The sequence below is a fragment of the Butyrivibrio sp. AE3003 genome (assembly GCF_000686065.1).
Lineage (GTDB): Bacteria > Bacillota > Clostridia > Lachnospirales > Lachnospiraceae > Butyrivibrio > Butyrivibrio hungatei_A.
Genome location: NZ_JMLX01000001.1, coordinates 399584 through 419841, shown reverse-complemented (window position 1 = coordinate 419841; position 20258 = coordinate 399584). Strand labels below are relative to the sequence as shown.

The following is a 20258-nucleotide window of genomic DNA, read 5'->3' as shown; positions in this document are numbered from 1 at the left end:
TTAAAATTCGACATAGACGATCTCTTCTACTATTCATCTCATAAAATAATGAGAAGAGGCTCGCATCTGTTTGTTGCAGACTACGGAAGTCAGCTCTCCGTCCTTCAAAGATACGGAATCAACAGCTATTCGGTAAGAGGACGTGACTACCGCTTTGCCAATGACGATCCGACAGACCTTAGGTATGAAAACATAATCATTCTCAACAGATATCGAGGCGTAAGACAGTTTGCCGAAAAGGGCTTTGTCCGCTACAAAGCCGTGATCCATGTAAAAAGCAACTATGTCATCGGCAAATACAACAGCGAAGCGGAAGCTGCGATCGCATACAACAAAGCCGCCGATATACTTATAAAAAATGGCATAAAGAAGAACTTCTCGGTAAATTATGTAGAAGACCTCACGCCGTCTCAATATGCCGATATTTATCACAAAACTAAGATTTCCGAAAAAATATACGGGCTGAAGGTTTAAATTAACCTCCAGCCCGTTATGGTGAATTGTGAAATTGATGGTAATCTTATACGTAATTCATCTCATCGAATACGATAAGTCTCTTCTTCTCATATTCTTTTATCATTCTGTTTTTTTCAATCTGCTCAGCTTTAGCTTCGCCTCTGGCTATAGCATTATTCTCAACAACAAAGTCAAGGAACTTGTGATACTTCTCTTTATCCTTGATTATCTCCTGCATGTTGTTGATAGTATAGATGCAGTTCTCTCCGCGGCTCTTAAACTGGAATGTACAGTCAAAGATAACGTCGTCAAAGAGCTTTATCATCATCTTCTTGGGTCCCTTTGCAATAGCCAGGTTGACGCAAGCATAGTTGAAGTTCTTTACACGAACCTTGCTCTCACCTTCTCCGAGTACAGTTGCATCATAGTTAAGAAGCACTCTCGGATAGATTCTCTTCTGGAATGTAGGAGGATCGAGTCTCTTCTTGGTATTGAGCAGGATATCGTCGTAACTTCCGCTGTCTTTGATGATCTCAGACGGAAGAGGCGGGATTCTGTTAAATACAAGATTAAGCCAATCGTTATAGCTCTCCTTGTAATCTATAATCTCCATTGCGTAACGCCATGTATTCTTGTTTCTCTTTACATAAACAAGCTTTGTAAGAACATTGGTATCGCAATTCTCCCAATTAAGACTTACAGGAACCATAGCTTCTTCGTTGATATAATATGGCTTGTCGAACTGAACCGAAAGACCTTCTTCTGAAATATCAACTGTAGTACCCTGGATTTCTTCACCGTCAACAGTAAATGTACAAGGAACTTCCAAAGGAATTCTCTCTGTTCTTCTGTACGCAACACGTCCGTCAATAAACAGAACAGCCATGACCATATAGTACAGGTTCATGATCATCCAGAATAAAACTACTCCCGGACCAAACGATGAACTGTCGAAAATTACAGCTACACATCTGAATATACCAAACAACGAAAGTGCTATAAGAAGCAGGAACGGGATCATATAGAGCTCGTAGTGCTGCTTACCGCTGAGCTGACTCTTCGCCGTAACCTTAAACTTCTTAAGAGTAATTCCGAAAGTCTCTAAAACTATGGGAAGAAGCATATAAGGGAACATGATAGTCTCATATATGCCCGTCCACTTATTAGAGCGGACGTTCCCTGAGAGCTGGCTCAAAGCCAGATTTGAAGTCAGGTACATCGGAAGCCAGAATGCCAATACCTGCGGCAGGGTACATTTGAATATTGTAAATCCGAAAACAGCGTACAAGATAGGTGATATCATGTATACAAGTCTTTTAACCGGTGAATACCAATACCAAATTGATGCCCAGTAATTCATTTTTTGAGAAAGAGAAAGATCTTTTGCAGTGTATATGTGCATCTTTCTTCCTGTTGCAATAACACCTCGTCCCCAGCGGATACGCTGCTGGATAAGGTTAGGAATATCTGTGGGCGAAAGACCTGAAGCCAAAGGATCGCTTGTTCCAAGGCAGACAAAGCCTGCTCTCTGAATCAGGATACCTGTAGCAAAGTCCTCTGTAATAGCCTCTGTATAAAAACCTCCAATGCTCTCAAGAGCTTCCCTAGCAATAATAGTATTTGAGCCACCATAAATAACACTGTTACTCTTAGTTCTGGCAGCCTGAATATCCTTATAGAAATAATCCTGTTCGTTAGGAATTCTGTTTTCTGAGAAAAGATTAAACTGGAACAGGTCAGGATTGTAAAAGTTCTGAGGAGACTGGATAAAGCCGATCTTTACCTTGTCCTCCTCTTTCTTTCCTTCATTCTTCATCTCAGCATCAACAAGATACGGCACGAGCTGCATCAAAAACCTCTTCTGAGGAATCATGTCCGCATCAAAAGTAACAACGTAAGGAGATGTGGAGTTTGCAAGAGCGTGGTTAAGGTTACCCGCCTTCGCACCAATATTATTGGCACGCTTTAGATAGTTTACGCCCATCTTCTTGGCAAGCTCTTCCATCTCGGGTCTTCTGTTATCATCGCACAGATAGATATGCACCTTACTCTTATCGGGATAATCCATGTTTTTGCAGCCATTAATGGTCTTGTATAAAAGCTCCGGTTCCTCACTGTATGTAGAGATATAAACATCTATGTGAGGAAATCTGTCCTTCGGCACATCGGGAACTTTATAATCATGCGATGTATGCATGTTCATAAAGTGAATGAGAGCCTCTACCATACCAAGCACTTCAAAAACAAGGAGAATAACGCCGCATACTACCGACAACGCACCTGCTCTGAACGGAATTGTAAAAAAATATTCTCCAGACCAGATACAGCACAGAAAAAAATGTGTTTATCCAAAAGCAAATCTTAATTTTCATATTAGTTATCTCCGCGGAAGAATTTGAAAGCTTCTTCGTCGATGTTATGAGGATAGTATTCGACTATAAGATAATCGTATCTTTCCCCACTCTCATACTGTTTCTTAATGTACTCACCTACATTCATGTCGTCCATCTTTTCCAAAGCCCATATAGCATCAAGTTTGCTACACATAGGTGCCATGAAAGGAATTACAGGTCCAAAATATGAATCTCTTATCATGAGTACACTTGGTCCGTCAGGATTATCAAAATTCTCAATATTTTCAAGGTTTGTAACCTGATCAAGATAAAGTGAATACTGTGAATCCTCATAATAATCAATATCCGGCTCAAGAACATCCATATCCAAAAGAGTCTCCGAATATGTACCTTCCAAAGTCTCCTCATCATCCATTATGTAAGTTCTCTTATAATGACCGTCAAAATTAGGAAGAAGAGCTGTAAAATCTTCAAGTCCGGAATATGCTATTCCGGTATCTCTTCCCATTGATCCAAGCATATGACCTTCATATTTCTTTACAGTATATGCCTTGTCTGACAAATAAAATCCTGTAGGATCAAAATTTGCACCATATCTGTCATTGAGCTCATCGATCATTACCTTTGTAGCCTCGAATGCTGCCGGAACGGTCCAATGGTGATCGGTCTTAAAGAATGCCTGCTCATAAGGAATATCCTTACTTGGAATAACCTCTCCGAGATTGATACTCGGAACACCGAGTCTGTTGAGATATATCATCATCTCATATGTATCCTCAGTGGGATTATTTACCGGCAACCCCATTTCAAAGTCAGAGTACTTTCTGTTGTACTTCGAAGGAGTCATAACAAAGAGCACCTTTGTTCCGTACTTCTCCACATAATTCTGAAGCCTCTTTACTCTGAGCGCGCACTCAAAAATTTTCTTTTCATCATCACGATAAAATGCTGCGTAATGAAGAAATCCATTATTGTCTTTGACAAATTCAAAAGAATTAAATTCTTTTTTACCCAAAGTCTTCTGTGTAAGACCATAGGCTTCAACAAAATGTCTCTTACCGACAATCTCATCCTGCATGACCTCTTCAAACTCAGAGGGCAATTTGTCGGGTTCATTCAAATGTTTGTTTGCTTCTTTGATAAAAGCATCTTTATTCAAGTAAATATTTACGGCACTAAACGAAAACATTGCCAGCAGGAAAACTACCGCAAATATTCTTTTTTTAACAAAATATTTCATAACGGCGCCTTCCCTTAAAAGTTAAAGTAAATAAACGGATTGTAGTTTCCGATAACAAGATAACTCACGCAAATTATAATCATCCCAAGCATAAGAACCGGATATGCTATCGAGTATACCTTGTGCCAAACTGAACCCTCATGTTCATGGAACCACTTGTTCATCATAGGTATAACCGGTATTGAGAAAATAATTCCTAAAATGAATACCGGCAAATACTCCTTAAACATCATAAACGCTGTTGCACTCAATATACCATTGTTATTGGCTCCGAACATATTAAGGTAAAAACGTCCTGCCTGATAAATATCATCAGCTCTGAAGATTACCCACTGGAAATTAACTATAAGCAAAGTATATGCATGCTTTAAAAATGTGTTATGAACACGGTTGTCAAAATCCAAAAGTCTCTCAAGAAGCTGTAATACAAAGAAGAACATTCCCCAAATAATAAATGTCCAGTTCGCACCGTGCCAGATACCTGTAAGGAGCCATACAATTGCAAGGTTTCTTACCATAGTATCTCTGTTTGCAACTCTGTTTCCTCCGAGAGGAATATATACATACTCTCTGAACCAGTCAGTCAAAGAGATATGCCAGCGCTTCCAGAACTCTGAAACAGATCCGGCAATATATGGATAATTGAAGTTCTCTTTAAACTTAAATCCAAAGCAAAGTCCAAGTCCTATCGCCATATCTGAATATGCAGAGAAGTCGTAATAGAGCTGCAATGAGTATGCGATTGATCCAAGCCAAGCAAGTGTAGCAGGAACAGGAAGCTTATCGGTACCGATACGGGACCAGTTAAATACATTGTCTGCGATCGTACCGAAACTGTTGGCAATTATGATTTTCTTTCCTACTCCGACTGCAAAACGTGAAAGTCCAAGCGCAATCTTATCTATACTGCTCTTTCTGTCTCTGATCTGCTCTGCAATAGTATTGTACTGTACAATAGGTCCAGCAATGAGCTGAGGAAAAAATGCAATATAAAGTCCTACATAAAAAGGATTCTCTGCCTTTGTCACACCCCTGTACACGTCAACGACATATGACAATGCCTGGAATGTGAAAAATGAGATTCCGATAGGAAGTGCAATCTTCAAATCAGGCAACAGTCCCTTGAAACCACTGTTAATTATTCCAAATACAAATCCAAGGTATTTGAAGAAAAAGAGCACCGCAATATTTCCAACTATCGAAGTGATGAGCAATCCCTTCTTAACCTTGCTATCTTCAACTTTCTCAATAATGATCGCAATTATACTGTTGAACAGTATGGATCCGATCATAAGAAATACGTAAACAGGCTCTCCCCATGCATAGAACAAAAGACTGGCTAATAATAGCCATATATTCTGTGCCATCCTAGAAAAAGAGAGCAAATAATATCCCAGAAACACAATTGGGAAGAAATATACCAAAAATGGTATGCTGGAAAATAACATTCTTTACCCCTTTCTCTGAATCAGATATGACGGAATTATAAGTAACAACAAAGCTGCAATAAGCAAGAGTTCTCTAATACCCTCAACCGATGTGTCATATTCGGCACTATCAAGAATATATCCGAGGTCAACCTGTATTACCTTGCCGTGCTTCTGTATGAAATTCTTGATGACATATATCTCATCCATATAGTCATCCGTAAATCTCGATAATGTCACACCGTCTTTTTCATATGATGCAAGATGATAATTACCTGAATTATCATCTGTAGGATCTAGATAATCATCGGCCCATCTGTACCACTCTCTCACCTGTGCAGACTTGAGGTACGCGGTTGTCTCATCTATAACATCAAATAAGTGTTCCTCAGAAAGGTGATACTGGCGAAGATATGCAAATCGACTCTTCAACTGCTTCATGAACTTCTTATCATTACATATCTGTGTATAAATATCTCGTGTATGGAACGCAAGATCTTCAAGATCCATCTCAACAGTAGGGTTATTATTCATCGCCTGGTCATAGTCCCATACAGGTCCGATCTTAAGCTTTTCACCCGAGTTCTTATACATGTATGTTGAATGTTTACCGGCGTCATAGTTTCCAAAAAACTCATTTATCAGGAAATAATCCGCAAATGACTGTGTATCAATATATTGATCGTATGTTCTGAATATTGAATAATCATCCGAATATATGACTTTTTCCATTTTTGAAAAATCTTTTTCAATGTACTCTTTGGTCGCATCAGTAAGCTTAGACTGAGACGGATACTTAAGACCGATCCAGTTATCAAATTGCTTATTAGTGCCTTCAACTTTTCCTGAAAGTCTGCCATATGTATCAAGCATTACATCCGAAGATGTTTTTCTGTCTCTTCTTACGATATAGCTTGAATACACGTTTTTGGGCTTATACTTGTCAAGTTTAACTCTTTCATCTCCTCTTGAGATTGTCTCCATAAAAAGATATACGCCCTGATACGTATAAACACCGTTCTTTTCCATAAGGACTTCACAGAATCTGCTGTCGGGAGCCATGCTGTTGCCATCAATCTCAGATGCAATCCTGTAAGCAAGATAGTTTCTTATCATGCTCTTATCAGCCATACTTCCGTTGAGAACCCACTCAGATCCCTTACCCATTCCAAGGATATCTGAATTATTCTCTTCTCCGCCTGCCAAAACGGTCTTTATCTTATACTGTTTTTTATCGTATCCGATTGAAGAATGTCCCTTCATCTTGATACGTATCTGACTGTTAAATGAAACGGGGGTTGAGAGATTATTGTCTCCTGTTCCGCCGTCAATTACCTTGATGTTTCCCGTTACATAGGGATCATCACCCGAAAGGATCTCCTGGCCATCTCTGTATTTCTTATACTGAGGCATTTCTTTATCAACTGAAATTACGACTATCGGAAGGTTTGTATGGAAACCAGCTTTTACTTTATATTCGTTGTTAACATAAAGAAGCGGATCTTCAGTTGATGAATCGGGAGTAAGCTCTGCATATGTTCCGGAATTTCTTTCCTTCAAGCTTTCATCCGAACTAAAAATGCTCAAAACTCCCATAACCACAATTACAAGAAGAAAAAGGGCAATAAGAACCTTTCTTTCACTAAAATGAATTTTCTTACGCATTTAGTAGCCCCATTCACTCTTTATAATTACTGGTTAATCTCTTCGTCCTGTCTTACAAGACTAACTGACTTGATTCCTACTTTTGCAGAGAAATTAGGAACAAATGAACCGTTAGCCTTCTCACGCTTCTTAAGGATTGTCTCTGAAATTTCATAGATAAGCTCTGCTACATTCTTATCTTTGTTGACATTCTGAAGCTTCATGACAGCTTTTCCGGCAAAGAAAGATGCAATTTCCTTGTCAAGATCGTCTACCTTGTCAGCCTCTGCCTTCATAACGATCATAATTCTCTCGTTGTCTCTTACAACACCAAAAAGTACAAGGAATACGAAAATGATGAATGTTCCGATTCCTGCCATGATATAGTCTGATACACCACAAGTAATACCAATTGCTATTGCCCAGAAAATATAAGCTGTGTCTCTGGGATCCTTGATGGCTGTTCTGAAACGAACGATTGATAACGCACCAACCATACCAAGTGACAAAGCAATGTTATTGCCGATTACATTCATAACAAGTGTTGTTACAAGTGCAAGCATAACAAGGGATACATTGAATTTACGACTGTAAACTGCTCCTGAATGAGATACTCTGTATGAGATGTATATCATAAGACTCAAAATACATGCTGCTACAAAGTTAAGAATTACATTCTGAATTGATAAACTTCCTGCTTTGTCCAATAGTCCTGTGTAAAGATACTCTTTCATTTTTTTACTCTCTCTTTCTCTTTCTCGTTTTTCCTTTTATTTTGCAAATGATCTTGAACGACCATATTTACTGTTTGATACTCTGGGCTTGTCTACAATATCAAGTGTTTGCTTAATATATGAGAATAGGAACCCATTGTATTTAACTTCCATTGTTGTTTCCGAAGGATCGGCAACTCTGTATGACTCAATGTCATCTTTGAAGAACTGTGAAGGATCTTCCAACGCTCTAAGATTCATATCGAACGTTATTCTTATATCATTGAATTCGTTCATAAAAGCCATTCTGTCATATTCAACGATACACTTAGGAACATATCCCTTCGTATTCATAAAAGTATAAAGTCCGTGAGCTAAATGCTCAGGTCTCTCCAATAAGAAAGTATAGTCCCCATCTATCATACTCTCCGCCTCTTCGAGACTTAGACTAAGCGATCTTTTTCTCTGGAAATCGCCCTCTTTAGCTTTAAGCTCAAGCTTAATTATATTGGTCTGGCCGTCGTAGATCCTCATTCTGATCTTCTGTCTCTTATCGAGTCCGTCCAGCTTCTCCATATAATCGTTATCATGGAATGTGTCAAAGTAAAGTGATCTTATTGTATAACCACCGCCGTCCCTATTATGCGGATCGGCGTCCATGATCTTCTCAAGCTTGCTCTTATAAATGTATATCTCATCTGTTCCAATGATATACTTTAGTTCTTTTCTACTTACATCAAGCATATTCACCTCCCGTAATATATATCATCATAGGTGCGGAACTGAATATCCTCGCCCTTTGAGCACATCTGGATAATGTAGCCCAATACTGCAAATACTGCAGCGATGCAAGCATCCACGATTATGTCGCTGTATACACCCGTGTATATAACGCCAAACATAACTCCTGCTCCTACAATTGGTGCAATCGCGCGGATAATCCGCTTCATTCCTGTTTTGTCCTCGCCCTTTTCGCGTCTCTTCTTTTCAATAAGAGATAACAAGCCCAAGAAAATGCTCATTACGATAAAGACGAAAAAAACAAGCAAGAACATTTTAAGTGTCGGACTTGGAACAAGCGGTTCCAATACGATCATTCCTCCGGCCATAAGTCCGGTCGCAATAAGAATAGAAGCAATCACCTTAAAACAACGGTGTCCCCAAAGACACATACATATCGAAAACAGTATCGATACGATGATTGCCAGGAAGAGGATCGAATCTTTAGTAAAATAAAGATCATAGTCCACTTTTGGTAATTCAAAAATCAGTTTTTCTTTCGTAAACATTAACAAATACCACCGTTTTCACAATTTAAACACATTCTTACCACACAACGTTCACAAGTATACATCATTTTTATCCGTTTTGGTAGACTTTTTTTGAAAAAAATTAATTTTTTTATAATTTCTTATTAAGTCAGCCTTTACATCACACCCTTCCTTTCAGGATATATGCGGAACCAATAATAATTAAAAAAAAAAATTTAATTACTTTGTTGACACCCATAATCAATTATGTTATAACTGTACTAACATTACTAGTACACGATTATTTCGGAGGTTTAAATATATGAATAAAAAATTTTTTGCAATTTTGGTTGCAGCAACATTAGCTTTTTCGCTTATGGCATGTCAGTCGTCGGAAGAATCATCCGAGTCAGGCACAAATATAGAGAATACCGCGTCCCCTTCGGATGCCACCCCTTCACTAGATACGGGTTCTTCATTCTCTGTTGGCGATGATTTATCATCACTTTCAGATGCCGCATCTACAGGGTCCTCTCTTTCTTCATCATGTGGCATCATTACTGACGCAAAAACGGGGAACATTGGTATTTCAGCTATCCTATCTACCGGCACTGACATTGCCATAACTTACTAAACAGACGTCTCACTCTAGGGGTGATCAAACGACTCTGTATATATACTTTTAACCACCCATCTTGAGATTATCCCGATCAGGTTACCTCCTTCTGCTGATACGATAATCCCAAGATGGGATATAACCCAAACACATTTCTACGCACTGCGTATTACATATATATTTAGGACAGAACTATGGAGATTATGGAAAACAAGAACTATCTAAATGAACTAACATCCAATACAGACATTGATCCGGAATCTCTCGACATTCTTAAAATAGTGATCGTATACGGAACACTCTTCTGTGTTGGTGCTTACAATATAATCAATGCAATCTCAAATATATTTTTATCACTTCCTTTCGATTTCAGCGTAAAGCCCGGCAATGCAGCAATGACCAAATGGGCTGTTTTTGATATAGTTGAGATTCTACTGCACCTTTTAGTCGCAGCTCTATGCTTAATTGCCTTCAAAGCAGTTACGAAAAATGCAAAAAATCTCGAAACACTGGTCACTGCACCATTTGCTTTTGAATTTTTTCGGGTACACGATTAAATCCGTTATGTACAGAGAATTTTTTTTGCACAATGTATAAAATGCGTTGGCAGAACATATTATTTATCATAACAACCCTCGCAATGATCTCTGCCAACCTCATTTATCTAAAGAGAGAAAGCATATATGAAATGATAAAAAAAACTTAATTGAAAAGTAATAAAAAAAGAAACAGCCCGGATTATTTTCAGTCCGAGCTGTTTCTTTTATGTATGCATAATCTTGCCTTGTTTAGCCGGATGCTACCATGTTATCAGCATTCTGTATAGCCTGAAGACGCACTTCAATAGGAACCGTTCCTTCACCTTCCAAAACTTCTCCTGTCTGAATCGTATTTATCGCCTCTGCGGTACGCTCAATTTCCCTGCTTTCCGCCTCATCTTCAATTATTTCACGAGTGTTTTCTTTGGCACTTTCAAGCCTTGCTTCCCTTGCCGCGTCTCTCGCTTCAATCTCGGAATTATACTCAATCTGGGATACATCTCCTCTTAAGTACATCTGCTGAAGCTGAGCATCTGTGTAGCCGGCATAGGCACTTGAGCCCGCCTGTGCAATCTTTTCCTGATTCTTTCTGTCAACAAGGCCGGGATTGGTCTCTTCAATAGTCTGCCTCTTGGCATTTTCGGCAGCTTCCTTTGCAAGTTTTTCCCTCTCACCTTTATCGGAAAGGTCTATCTTGCTTCTCTTCTGCTCCTGTTTGGGAGCTTCCTCTGCTTTTACCTCAGGCTTAGGAATTATCGCTTCTTCCCGCTCCGGTTTAAGCGCTTCCTCAGCTTTTTGTTTAAGCTCCTCAGCACGCGTTGTTTCCTTATCCTGTTTTTTCTCAGGAAGATCGATGTTAGGAACAACTTCTTTTTCCCGCCTGTCATTTACTGCCTTATTTGCATCGTAAATGGCTGCGGAATTTTCTTTGTCATCCGCTTTAAGGTCTGACTTATCATTCTTTACACGAACTGTATCACCATCACCGGATTTCGCTATTATAGGTCCATACTCCGATGTTTTAACCTCTTCAGCCTTAGCAAGCGCTTCTTTCGCTATACCTTGCGCCTTCTCATCGGGATTCCTATTCTGAGTATCAATGCTCTTTGCATCTGCCGTTTTCTGGAGTTCAATACCACGTGTATTTACGGATGAATTCTGCGAATTAGATATCTGACTATTAATACTTAAATCTGCCATAGTACCTCCTTCACTTTGCACCGGTACATCACCTCAAATAACCGTGCAAAGATTTCATCCTGTTTTGCAACCTCATTGTACTTCACTCTGACGAAAATAGAAAGATATATTCACGATATTTAATAGCCTTTTTATAAAATTTTTGATTGCATCCATAGCGGAGCGTTTTTTTATTTGATAGGAATTTCCTCGTATCAAATAAAAAAAGACCGTAACACTATATTTAGTGCTACAGCCTTTGATTGGTCCACATTACTGGGCATCATCTTTTTTATCCATGATCATATCAACTCGGCCCGCATACTTGACCTTATAGATCCTTCTAAGTGACTCGTTGATCCTGTCTTCAGATATAGTTCCGGCCTCGACAGCCTTCTTAACGCCTTCATATGCCTTTTTAAAATCTTCGGGAAGATAAATCATATCGGCACCTGCTTTAATTGCCGCAACTGCCGCTTCATCTGCAGAATAGAACTTTGTTATCGCAGATGTATTAAGTGCATCCGTTAGTATGATACCGTCAAATCCAAGGTGATTACGAAGCTGGTCTGTAACCATCTTCTCAGAAAGGCATGCAGGTGTATCATCTCCGTCTACGTTAGGATAAGATGCTCCCGTAACCATGATCGCATTTACAGAATCGTTCTTTACAGCTTCCTCAAATACCTTATACTCAGAAGATTCAAGATCGCTCACACTCTTCTCCACTTCAGTTTTTCCACGTGACGTATCAGCCTTAGCAGGGAACGCGTTAAGGCATGAAGTCATTCCTGCGTCTTTAAGCCCCGATGAAAAAGATACTGCGATATCCTTAACCTTATTAAAGTCCTTTTCTTCTTTATCGCTGCTTGATGAATCAAGCACAGGAGAAATATTAAAGTTAAATCCATACTTATACATGGCACTTCCGATTGCTTTCGCATTATCGCGTGCAGAATCGGAATCAGTAACATCTGTTACGCCATCAATTCCGAGATTTGAAGAGATTGCTCCGTTCTTACTTCCGTCTTCAGCAACCAAAGTAAACACAGGATACTTACTCATAGAAGAAGTTGTATCCAGCATTTCTGTTATCTGCTCTTCATTTTTGATATTTTTTGAAAAATAAGCCATTCCGCCAACGGCATAATTCATAAGAGCTTCCTGTGTTCCGCTCCCTGCCTTGACGGCTGTAGACACTCCCGTTAGCTGTTCGGGAGTAACGATAAAGAGTCCCGCAACCCTATCTTCCAAACTCATCCCCTCGATAATCGTATCAATACTGTCATCAAGAAGATCGTCATACGACATCTCCTGCGTCTGCGCCGTGTCTCCTCCAAATGCCTCAGGGCTTTCGATAACCACTCCCTCCGAGCTCATTTCGGCAGCCGCAACAAGATCTCCTCCTCCGTTTGGTTTAACAAACTTAAATACTCTATTTAGGGAATATACCGTTATGAAAACCAGGGCAGTTGTAACTGCCATTACTCCTGCCAAAATTAAATAAGCAATCCTCTGGTTTCGCCTTCTTCTCTGTCTCCTCTCAAGTCTTCTTTGATCTAAAACTTGCTCATCCATTTCACTCATATCCCCATTATTCATTTATTCTTCCCCATTATTTTAACACATAAATATGCATAATCAAAGGGCAGAAGCTTCATCTTTTACATGCTTCTGCCCTATACCGAGTACCCTTCTGAACTAAAATTCTCCATGTCCAATGGACCGTCCTCCAATTTCCCAGCTACAATCTTTCCATTCATTTTCGCATTCAGATGCTGTGGTTGCAAGATATTGATATTGTCATAACCACTAATCATGTACCGGAAGAGCTGAACTTAAAATAAATCCTAAACAATACCTAATTACTTAGTTCAAAATATTTTGGTGGTCTGTACCATCCTTTCCCTGAATATTTTAATTACCTATCCCTTTGGACCGTACCTCCTATTCTTTCTCCCTGCTCTTTCCATCTAAAGAACTCTCAGGAGAAGTATTCTTTATATTAATTCCCTTTTCTTTATCTGCCTTTATTATATTTATAAGCCTTTAATTTGTCAAGACATTTTATATTTTTTCTTTATTTATTTTGATATTTTATTTATAATTGTAAAATATTCTGTGTATATTCTAAATTGTATGTACATTACAAACAATTATGCATATTCATTTCCGGACAAAAAAGTCCCAGTAACAAAGCTGATTATAAAAGAAAAAATTGTCACACATTTAAAATGCGGACAATTTTTCCATAAAATAATTTACGATATTTTATTTTGTTTTTTGACAATATGGCCAAAAACTCTACTGTTCTTCCCAGAACGGGATTTTGAGTCTGACAATAGAATTGTCTTTTAAGTAGAAGCCGTCGCCGAGTTCTGTCTTCTTCCTGAACGGCTTACCCTGCACCATAGTAATCTCTAAAGCCTTTGAGTTCGCAAGATCGTCAAAGAAAAGCATATGGCGTGTTTCTTTAACCCTCTTGAGCATATCAGGTGCGCTGTAAGGAATTGCCTCGTTTTCTATGCCTCCGATTATGATACCGACACGCATATTTTTATATTTACCTATCATGTTTCTGTAAGCTGCCATTACAGTAGGATTTGATTGAAGCTCTTCAACAATGGAAGTCTGATTAATTATGATAAGAATCAGCTTGCTTTTTGCAATGATGTCTTCATTTCCGGCCGCAAGCTCATCATACCTTCTCTTAAGTTCCTCTTCTGCTTCTTTAAATGTTTCTACTGCAACTTCAGAACTTAAGCTGTAATGCGAAACGTTCGGCAGATTTTCAAGGCACGCAAGGCGCTTATCAATTCCGTCAAAGATATGAACCTCAGACCTGTCGCGGTACATGACGTTCAGCATACGGACAACATATTTGATAAAGCTGTGTCTGCCTCTTCCTTCCTTACCACTGATACCAAGAACACCGATATTTGCAAGATTAATGATAAACGGATCAACCGTAGCATAATCAAGACCGATGATAATATCAAATGTTCTGCGCACAGTTTTCGCATAATCACGCACAACCTCTTTTGCAGTAAGAAGCGAAGGAATTACAGGAATCTTCTTGGCTGCGTTATTATCTCTGCCGTTTATCTCTTCGATATAAGCCCTTATTGCCATAACTCTGTCGATTTCCTTCTCACCTTCAAATGCAAGATAAGTCTGGCAATCCATGTATTTCTTGTTGACTTCGATAAGACATCTTCCCTTGATGTCCTCGATACGCTCCCTGCAATGTTCAAACAACGAACTGTATTCATTAGTATCATTACAGAACATCGCTATTCTACATGAGAAGTTACTGAGATACTTATATCCCATGCCCTGAGTCTGCGTATTTGCAATAACAACGCTTATACCTACGGCAAGGCCTTCACGACAAAGCCCCAGAAGTTCATCATTGTCATTAAAATACATCTCACGTAAAGCGGTAAGATTATCTACCATCAGTATAATCTGCGGCAAATCCGTCTTTCCGGCTTCTCTGTATGCTGAAAAAGAACTTACACCGACAGAAAGGAGTTTCTCTTTTCTTGCATCAAGCTCTGCATACAGGAGTTTAAGAAGATTTTTAAGCTTCTCATCCTCTGAAGATGTTACGACACCTCCTACATGCTTTAAGCCTTCGAAGTTTCTAAGTACCATTGAAGCAAAGTCTATGATAAAGATGTTTACTTCATCCGAAGTATACTTCGTTGTAACGTTTCTTATAAGAGTCTGCAAAAGATTAGTCTTTCCAACCTGAGTAGAACCGATAATCATAAGATTCTCTTTTGTAAGATTAACGGAGTGAACTCCCTGATACTGATTATCGGGATCATCAAAGATACCGATTTCGCAAATTATATCGGTATCTTTATTCTGATGAAAGCCGATCTCAGACGGGAAGTTAATAACTTCAGCCAAAGGCGGCAGGCAAATATCCTGAAGTTTTGCGATATTTTTTTTCCTCGCAATAATTCTTAACTCTGGCAACTATTGCCTCAAGCTGGTTTTGCTCACCTTTTGACTTCTCACCCTTCTGACTGTATAAAACAGCTCTCCTTCCCGAAAGGTCAACGCTGCTTATTTCAAATTTACGTCTGTTCTCCGTACTACTTACAACAGCAGGATCTCCGCTGTATGCCGACTGGAACAGCTCGAATATCTCGTTATTTCCGACCTGCAGATATGCTCTACCCGGCTCTCTGATCTCAGCAGCAAGAGGTGACTTAATTACCTCGTTACTATCCTGCTTGTCCTGAACCTTAAGACAAAGCTTGAACTTTGAGTTTGACCAGATCTGATCGTTTACGACACCTGCCGGCTTCTGCGTTGCAAGAATAAGGTGCACACCGAGGCTTCGGCCGATTCTGGCTGCACTTATCAACTCTTTCATAAATTCAGGCTGCTCGCTCTTAAGTTCCGCAAACTCATCAACAATAAGAATCAGATGAGGAAGCGGCACTTTAGCCGTCCCCTTCTTAAAGAGACTGATATAATCATCAATTTTGTTTACATTCATCTCAGCAAACAAGGTCTGTCTCCTTAAAAGTTCAGCCTTAATTGAACGAAGCGACCTATCGATCTGCTTTCCGTCGATATTTGTGATTGCTCCGTTAAGGTGAGGAAGTTCTTTAAACTGGTTAGCCATACCACCACCCTTAAAGTCGATGATGATAAATCCAACCTCATACGGATGAAATAATGTAGCCATTGACAAAATATATGTCTGTATAATTTCTGATTTACCCGAGCCTGTAGTACCTGCGACAAGTCCGTGCGGACCGTGATATTTCTCGTGAATATCAAGATAAACCGTTTCACCGTCACTACGAACACCAAGCGGCGCAGCCATGCTCTTATAAATCTGCGAGCTGTTCCATCTCTCCTCAAGATCAAGGTCATATGCGTTCATTATTCCCAGCAGCTTGTACAGCGAAATATGCTTGGTAAGTGTCTCCTCAAGACTCATCTCATCGATATACACGCATGAAAGTCTAAGCGCAAGATTCTGCACATCCGCCCTGTTTGTGTGCGGATATTCAAACGCCTGAATCTTCTTACCGTCTTCAACATCCTGAATATATCCTTTGTGCTCTCCGCTTTCAAGGAATACAATCTGCGAACAGTTCATATCAAGAAGCTCTGTCTGCTCTTCCCAGAAAAGGAAAACAAATCCAAGCTTAGACGCATTCTCGACATAATCCATTACGGGATGCTTACGGATTTTTTCCGAACGGTATACAAAAATGACATAAAAGGGAAGTTGCCCTATAACCTCATCACTTAACTGCTCTCTTGCCGACAATTCATTGTACAAAAATTCGAGCGCACGCTTAGCACTGTCATCATCATACATGAAGTATCTCATGCCACCGTTATTCGAGGACATATTTTTAAACCATCTTGCCCAGGAAAAATCAGGTACATCGTGCTCGCCTATGATAAGGAACATCTTTACTTCCTTAAAGAAATACTCGCCAGCTATAGTAACCATCATGTTTTTCATGAGCTGGTAAAGTTTTGTTCTCTCAGCGACAAAACCAACCGCGTTAGCTTCGCGCAGATGAAGCACAACAGGCATGCCGTCAATATATTCATACTTGTCATGCACTTTTTCGGGAATATCCATCATATCATCGTCAATATCGATGTATTCCTGCTTCTTGAACTCAACCTGCTGTCTCGATGCAACAGAACCCGTTCCGATCCAGACATCAAGAAAGTCCTCTTCTTCCCTGCTGTGTGAAAAAAGATTTCCGTCGAACTGCCTGATTGAATTCATGGTATCGTCAACAGAACGATTCATCTTGAGCATGATCGTCTTTTCATCCGCACGCTCCTTCTGAATATCCTTCTCTTTTCTCGCTATATAATCCTTGTAGTATTTGATTCTGTCTTCTGCGTTCTTGGCATTCTTTTTCTTTTCATAAAAATAATTGATAACCGCAGTTACGCCTGTTACAAGTCCCATCGCAGCAAACATAAGTACGTAGGACATATTACTCTTCATCACAAGAGCACGCACCCCGACCATAACACTGAGCATCAATATGGTAGGAAGCAGAACAAGCCAGATGCTCTTTTTATCAGGATTCGGCTTAGACTTCGGAGGTAAAACCTCAATTGCCTTATCCGGAATCTTGTAGTGCTGACGCACACTACGCGTATATTGTGGATAGTGGAAATGAATATTGTTTGATTCAATCATCTGCGCCTGAAGTCTCGTATCGATTCCAAGCGAATCAGATGTATAAAGAAGGTCATCACATAGATAAAAGATATGACCGTATATTCCAATAAAATCCTTATTTTTAACAGGAATATTCAAGCCTTTTTGAAGAACGCCGTTTATGGTTACACCATATAAAAGACCGCTTCCGTCTACTATAAAACCGTCTCCGGTCCTTGTGAGCGTTACCTTGCCGTCCTTAATCTCTCTGTCAAAAAAACGTATGATACAATCAGGTGCACCGCCGATTGTGATCATCGACTGTTCCCTTAAATTAATTACGAAATTATAGTTGTCCTGAACAACTCCAAAATCAGCATCAAATTCAATGTTAAGAAGTTCTTTGCCGCCATTTGCATCAAATGTGTAAAGAACATTACCAATCTCAAGATATCCGACATCCGACATTGCCTGTCCGAAAGCAACTGTACCATCTGATGTTATCTCAAGTTTCCCCTCATTGTTTCTGACTGAAATAATAAAATCCCGTCCAAAATCATCTGACAAAAGCTGCACCTGACAGTTACGCCCCGTTCCAATTGTCAGACCTGTAAATTTATCTTCAACAACAATTTCCTTATAGATTCTGCTGTTGAATATCGTAATTTTATAGTTCATGTACTTTTATCCCTCAAAAATGACCACTGAGCCGTCTCGCAGGCCCAAATCTGACAGGACTACCTCCCCTTTAATAAGTGCTATCGGATTCTCCGCTCTCATATAACACTTAGCCTGATCATCCATATCAATGTTCAGCTTAAAACTGTTTTTCAACCCGTATATAAGCTCATTTGCAGTAATATCATCCGGTACTTCGATATCAAACTCCTGTCGCTGCTTTACATTCTTAAATCTAATAATTAATTTATTTTCCATAATCTGCCCTTTTATCTCTTATAAATAAATTCTTCATTAGAAAGCTTCAAACAGTCACCGTCTCTAAGTTCCTGCCTCTGGCCTGAAATAAGCTTAATATCATTTAAGAATGTTCCGTTCTTGGAATGATTGTCTTCAATATAAACTCTTCCGGCAGAAATCGATATGATCGCATGCTGGCGGCTGATCGTATTGTTGTCCCTTATGCAGAAATCGCAGTGAAGATCATCCTTACCGATGCTGAAGTTTGCCTTCGAAATCGCAATGCTCTCTCCGTTCTTCTTTCTCTCAAGATGTCCGCCATCAAGTCTCTGTGAAGGCGTAGCCATATTCATGCCGGTCATTGAATTGTCAAATCCGCCACCTGCTCCCAAAACAGTCGTATCTCCGGAAGTATTTCCAAAGAGATCCTGCTGAGGTGTTGTAGCCTGAACCACAACCTGCGGATTGGCTCCCGCAATCGAAATATCCCCGTTCCGGCTCTCCTTCTTATTCTTAGAATTCTTTATAATGTAGATTACAACTACAGCTATAAGTGCAACTATTACTACACCCAAAACAATTATCACAGGGATTATCCAGCCGGGAAGCGCCGGAGCAATATCTTCTTCCGGGTCTACGCTCGTTACCGCTACTGTTGAAGCAGAATTATTATTGTCATTTTCTTTTTCTTTTGCTTCCGCATCTGCCTTCAGTTTTTCAATACTTATACTGTCAAACTTTATTCCCATTCCGCTGAGCACTTTAACGATTGAATTAGAACTTACGGAATAGCAATAATTCCCCTCGCTTCTAAGGGTATTCATGCCGACTAGATAACCTTCTTTACTTACAAGAGGTCCACCGACACTGTTACGTCCTATCTGAACAGTATGCTCAATAAGCTGAACATCATTATTGTCTTTAACTATATTAACTACCTGACCGTTTGTTTTATTTACTCTCTCATTTGAGTAATATGCTTCGTTTTTCTGAAATACTATCTCGTCAGGGAAACCAAGAACGAATGCGTTTGTAAGATCTACAGTGCCATCGTTGTATGCTTCCTTATCGTTTTGTTCGGAATAAAGGAAAAACATAGGTGTTCTGTTATATAAGGTCTGCGAGAGTTTGAATACAGCCATATCAAGATTTCCGCTGCTGTTTACCAAAGTAACGGGCTCAGTCACATCATTTTCAATTACAACATCATATGAAAACTTAGACCTTTCTCTTTCCATGTCATCCTTAGAAACTTTGAATGTAGCAAGTATTTTGTCTTTTTCCGCATCAGTCATGGTCATCTGGGTAAGACTTGTTATAACATACTCGCCCTTCTCCGCATCACCTATAAGGATTCCGGGGCCTCCCTTAACAATGTGATGTGCATTGTCATCGCTTACATATACATAGTTAATCTGAACAACGCCGTTTACGGCTCTTTCCATTCCCTCCTGCTGTGAAAGATCATCTATGGGATTGTCATCTTCCGAATCCTCGGCCGTTGCATCATCAGTCACTGAAATACCTGTAGCTGCTCCGTCTTCAAAAGTGGCATCGGTTAAAGCCGAATCTGAAGGAATCTCAGCTAAAGAAGCTTCCTCCACTGCTTCATCATTCTCTTTTGCCATTACAAACGTATTTGACTGTGCAACCATAGTCATTATCATCAAAGAAGTAACAGCTCCCTTAAGTATTCTCTTATTCATCGACATAATAGGTGTCCTCCCAATTTTACTGAGTATTTTATATTTTCTGT

At 39.5% G+C, this 20258-nt stretch carries 16 protein-coding genes; 2 read left to right on the top strand and 14 right to left on the bottom strand.

Going from position 1 to position 20258, the window contains the following annotated elements; translation table 11 throughout:
• Window positions 1-48 precede the first annotated feature (48 nt).
• Entirely contained in the window at window positions 49-474 is a 426-nt protein-coding gene (locus CD00_RS20995; protein ID WP_330370276.1) for a hypothetical protein, read from the top strand.
• A 46-nt stretch (window positions 475-520) separates the two neighbouring features.
• Here the strand turns inward: CD00_RS20995 and CD00_RS16855 are convergent, their stop codons facing one another.
• The 8 genes from CD00_RS16855 to CD00_RS0102070 all read right to left on the bottom strand — a co-directional run bounded on the left by CD00_RS16855 (window position 521) and on the right by CD00_RS0102070 (window position 9708).
• Window positions 521-2731: a glycosyltransferase gene (locus CD00_RS16855; RefSeq protein WP_051594048.1), complete on the bottom strand. Its 2211-nt coding sequence runs from the start codon at window positions 2729-2731 to the stop codon at window positions 521-523.
• Between the two features lie 98 nt (window positions 2732-2829).
• Window positions 2830-4050, bottom strand: a complete 1221-nt coding sequence (locus tag CD00_RS0102100; protein ID WP_026654396.1) for a DHHW family protein — start codon at window positions 4048-4050, stop codon at window positions 2830-2832.
• A gap of 14 nt (window positions 4051-4064) precedes the next feature.
• The gene (locus CD00_RS0102095; RefSeq protein WP_278246553.1) at window positions 4065-5417 is read right to left on the bottom strand and encodes an MBOAT family O-acyltransferase; all 1353 of its coding nucleotides are present in this window, start codon (window positions 5415-5417) and stop codon (window positions 4065-4067) included.
• An 84-nt stretch (window positions 5418-5501) separates the two neighbouring features.
• A complete protein-coding gene (locus CD00_RS0102090; protein WP_026654394.1) occupies window positions 5502-7142 on the bottom strand; it encodes a CotH kinase family protein in 1641 nt (546 codons plus the stop codon).
• 26 nt (window positions 7143-7168) lie between these two features.
• Complete coding sequence (locus CD00_RS0102085; RefSeq protein ID WP_026654393.1) at window positions 7169-7855, bottom strand: DUF4956 domain-containing protein; 687 nt, start codon at window positions 7853-7855, stop codon at window positions 7169-7171.
• Window positions 7856-7891: 36 nt separating this feature from the next.
• Window positions 7892-8578, bottom strand: a complete 687-nt coding sequence (locus CD00_RS0102080; RefSeq protein WP_034461916.1) for a polyphosphate polymerase domain-containing protein — start codon at window positions 8576-8578, stop codon at window positions 7892-7894.
• A 2-nt stretch (window positions 8579-8580) separates the two neighbouring features.
• Complete coding sequence (locus CD00_RS0102075; protein WP_207640435.1) at window positions 8581-9084, bottom strand: hypothetical protein; 504 nt, start codon at window positions 9082-9084, stop codon at window positions 8581-8583.
• A gap of 384 nt (window positions 9085-9468) precedes the next feature.
• Complete coding sequence (locus tag CD00_RS0102070; protein WP_026654390.1) at window positions 9469-9708, bottom strand: hypothetical protein; 240 nt, start codon at window positions 9706-9708, stop codon at window positions 9469-9471.
• Window positions 9709-9903: 195 nt separating this feature from the next.
• Between CD00_RS0102070 and CD00_RS0102065 the strand changes: the two genes are divergently transcribed.
• A complete protein-coding gene (locus CD00_RS0102065) occupies window positions 9904-10257 on the top strand; it encodes a hypothetical protein (RefSeq protein ID WP_185750373.1) in 354 nt (117 codons plus the stop codon).
• A gap of 231 nt (window positions 10258-10488) precedes the next feature.
• On the opposite strand, the gene CD00_RS0102060 is transcribed toward CD00_RS0102065, so the two are convergent.
• The 6 genes from CD00_RS0102060 to CD00_RS0102040 form a co-directional block, all read right to left on the bottom strand.
• The gene (locus tag CD00_RS0102060; RefSeq protein WP_026654387.1) at window positions 10489-11439 is read right to left on the bottom strand and encodes a hypothetical protein; all 951 of its coding nucleotides are present in this window, start codon (window positions 11437-11439) and stop codon (window positions 10489-10491) included.
• A 252-nt stretch (window positions 11440-11691) separates the two neighbouring features.
• Window positions 11692-12996: a glycoside hydrolase family 3 N-terminal domain-containing protein gene (locus CD00_RS16850; RefSeq protein WP_207640434.1), complete on the bottom strand. Its 1305-nt coding sequence runs from the start codon at window positions 12994-12996 to the stop codon at window positions 11692-11694.
• A gap of 726 nt (window positions 12997-13722) precedes the next feature.
• Complete coding sequence (locus CD00_RS20505) at window positions 13723-15336, bottom strand: FtsK/SpoIIIE domain-containing protein (protein WP_242838904.1); 1614 nt, start codon at window positions 15334-15336, stop codon at window positions 13723-13725.
• Window positions 15329-18262: a type VII secretion protein EssC gene (gene essC, locus CD00_RS20500; RefSeq protein ID WP_051594045.1), complete on the bottom strand. Its 2934-nt coding sequence runs from the start codon at window positions 18260-18262 to the stop codon at window positions 15329-15331. Before essC ends, CD00_RS20505 begins: the two co-directional genes overlap by 8 nt.
• Window positions 18263-18268: 6 nt before the next feature.
• A complete protein-coding gene (locus tag CD00_RS0102045) occupies window positions 18269-18520 on the bottom strand; it encodes an EsaB/YukD family protein (protein ID WP_026654386.1) in 252 nt (83 codons plus the stop codon).
• Between the two features lie 11 nt (window positions 18521-18531).
• Window positions 18532-20214 carry an FHA domain-containing protein gene (locus CD00_RS0102040; RefSeq protein ID WP_026654385.1) on the bottom strand — a complete coding sequence of 561 codons (1683 nt, stop codon included), beginning with the start codon at window positions 20212-20214 and terminating at the stop codon, window positions 18532-18534.
• Window positions 20215-20258 lie beyond the last annotated feature (44 nt).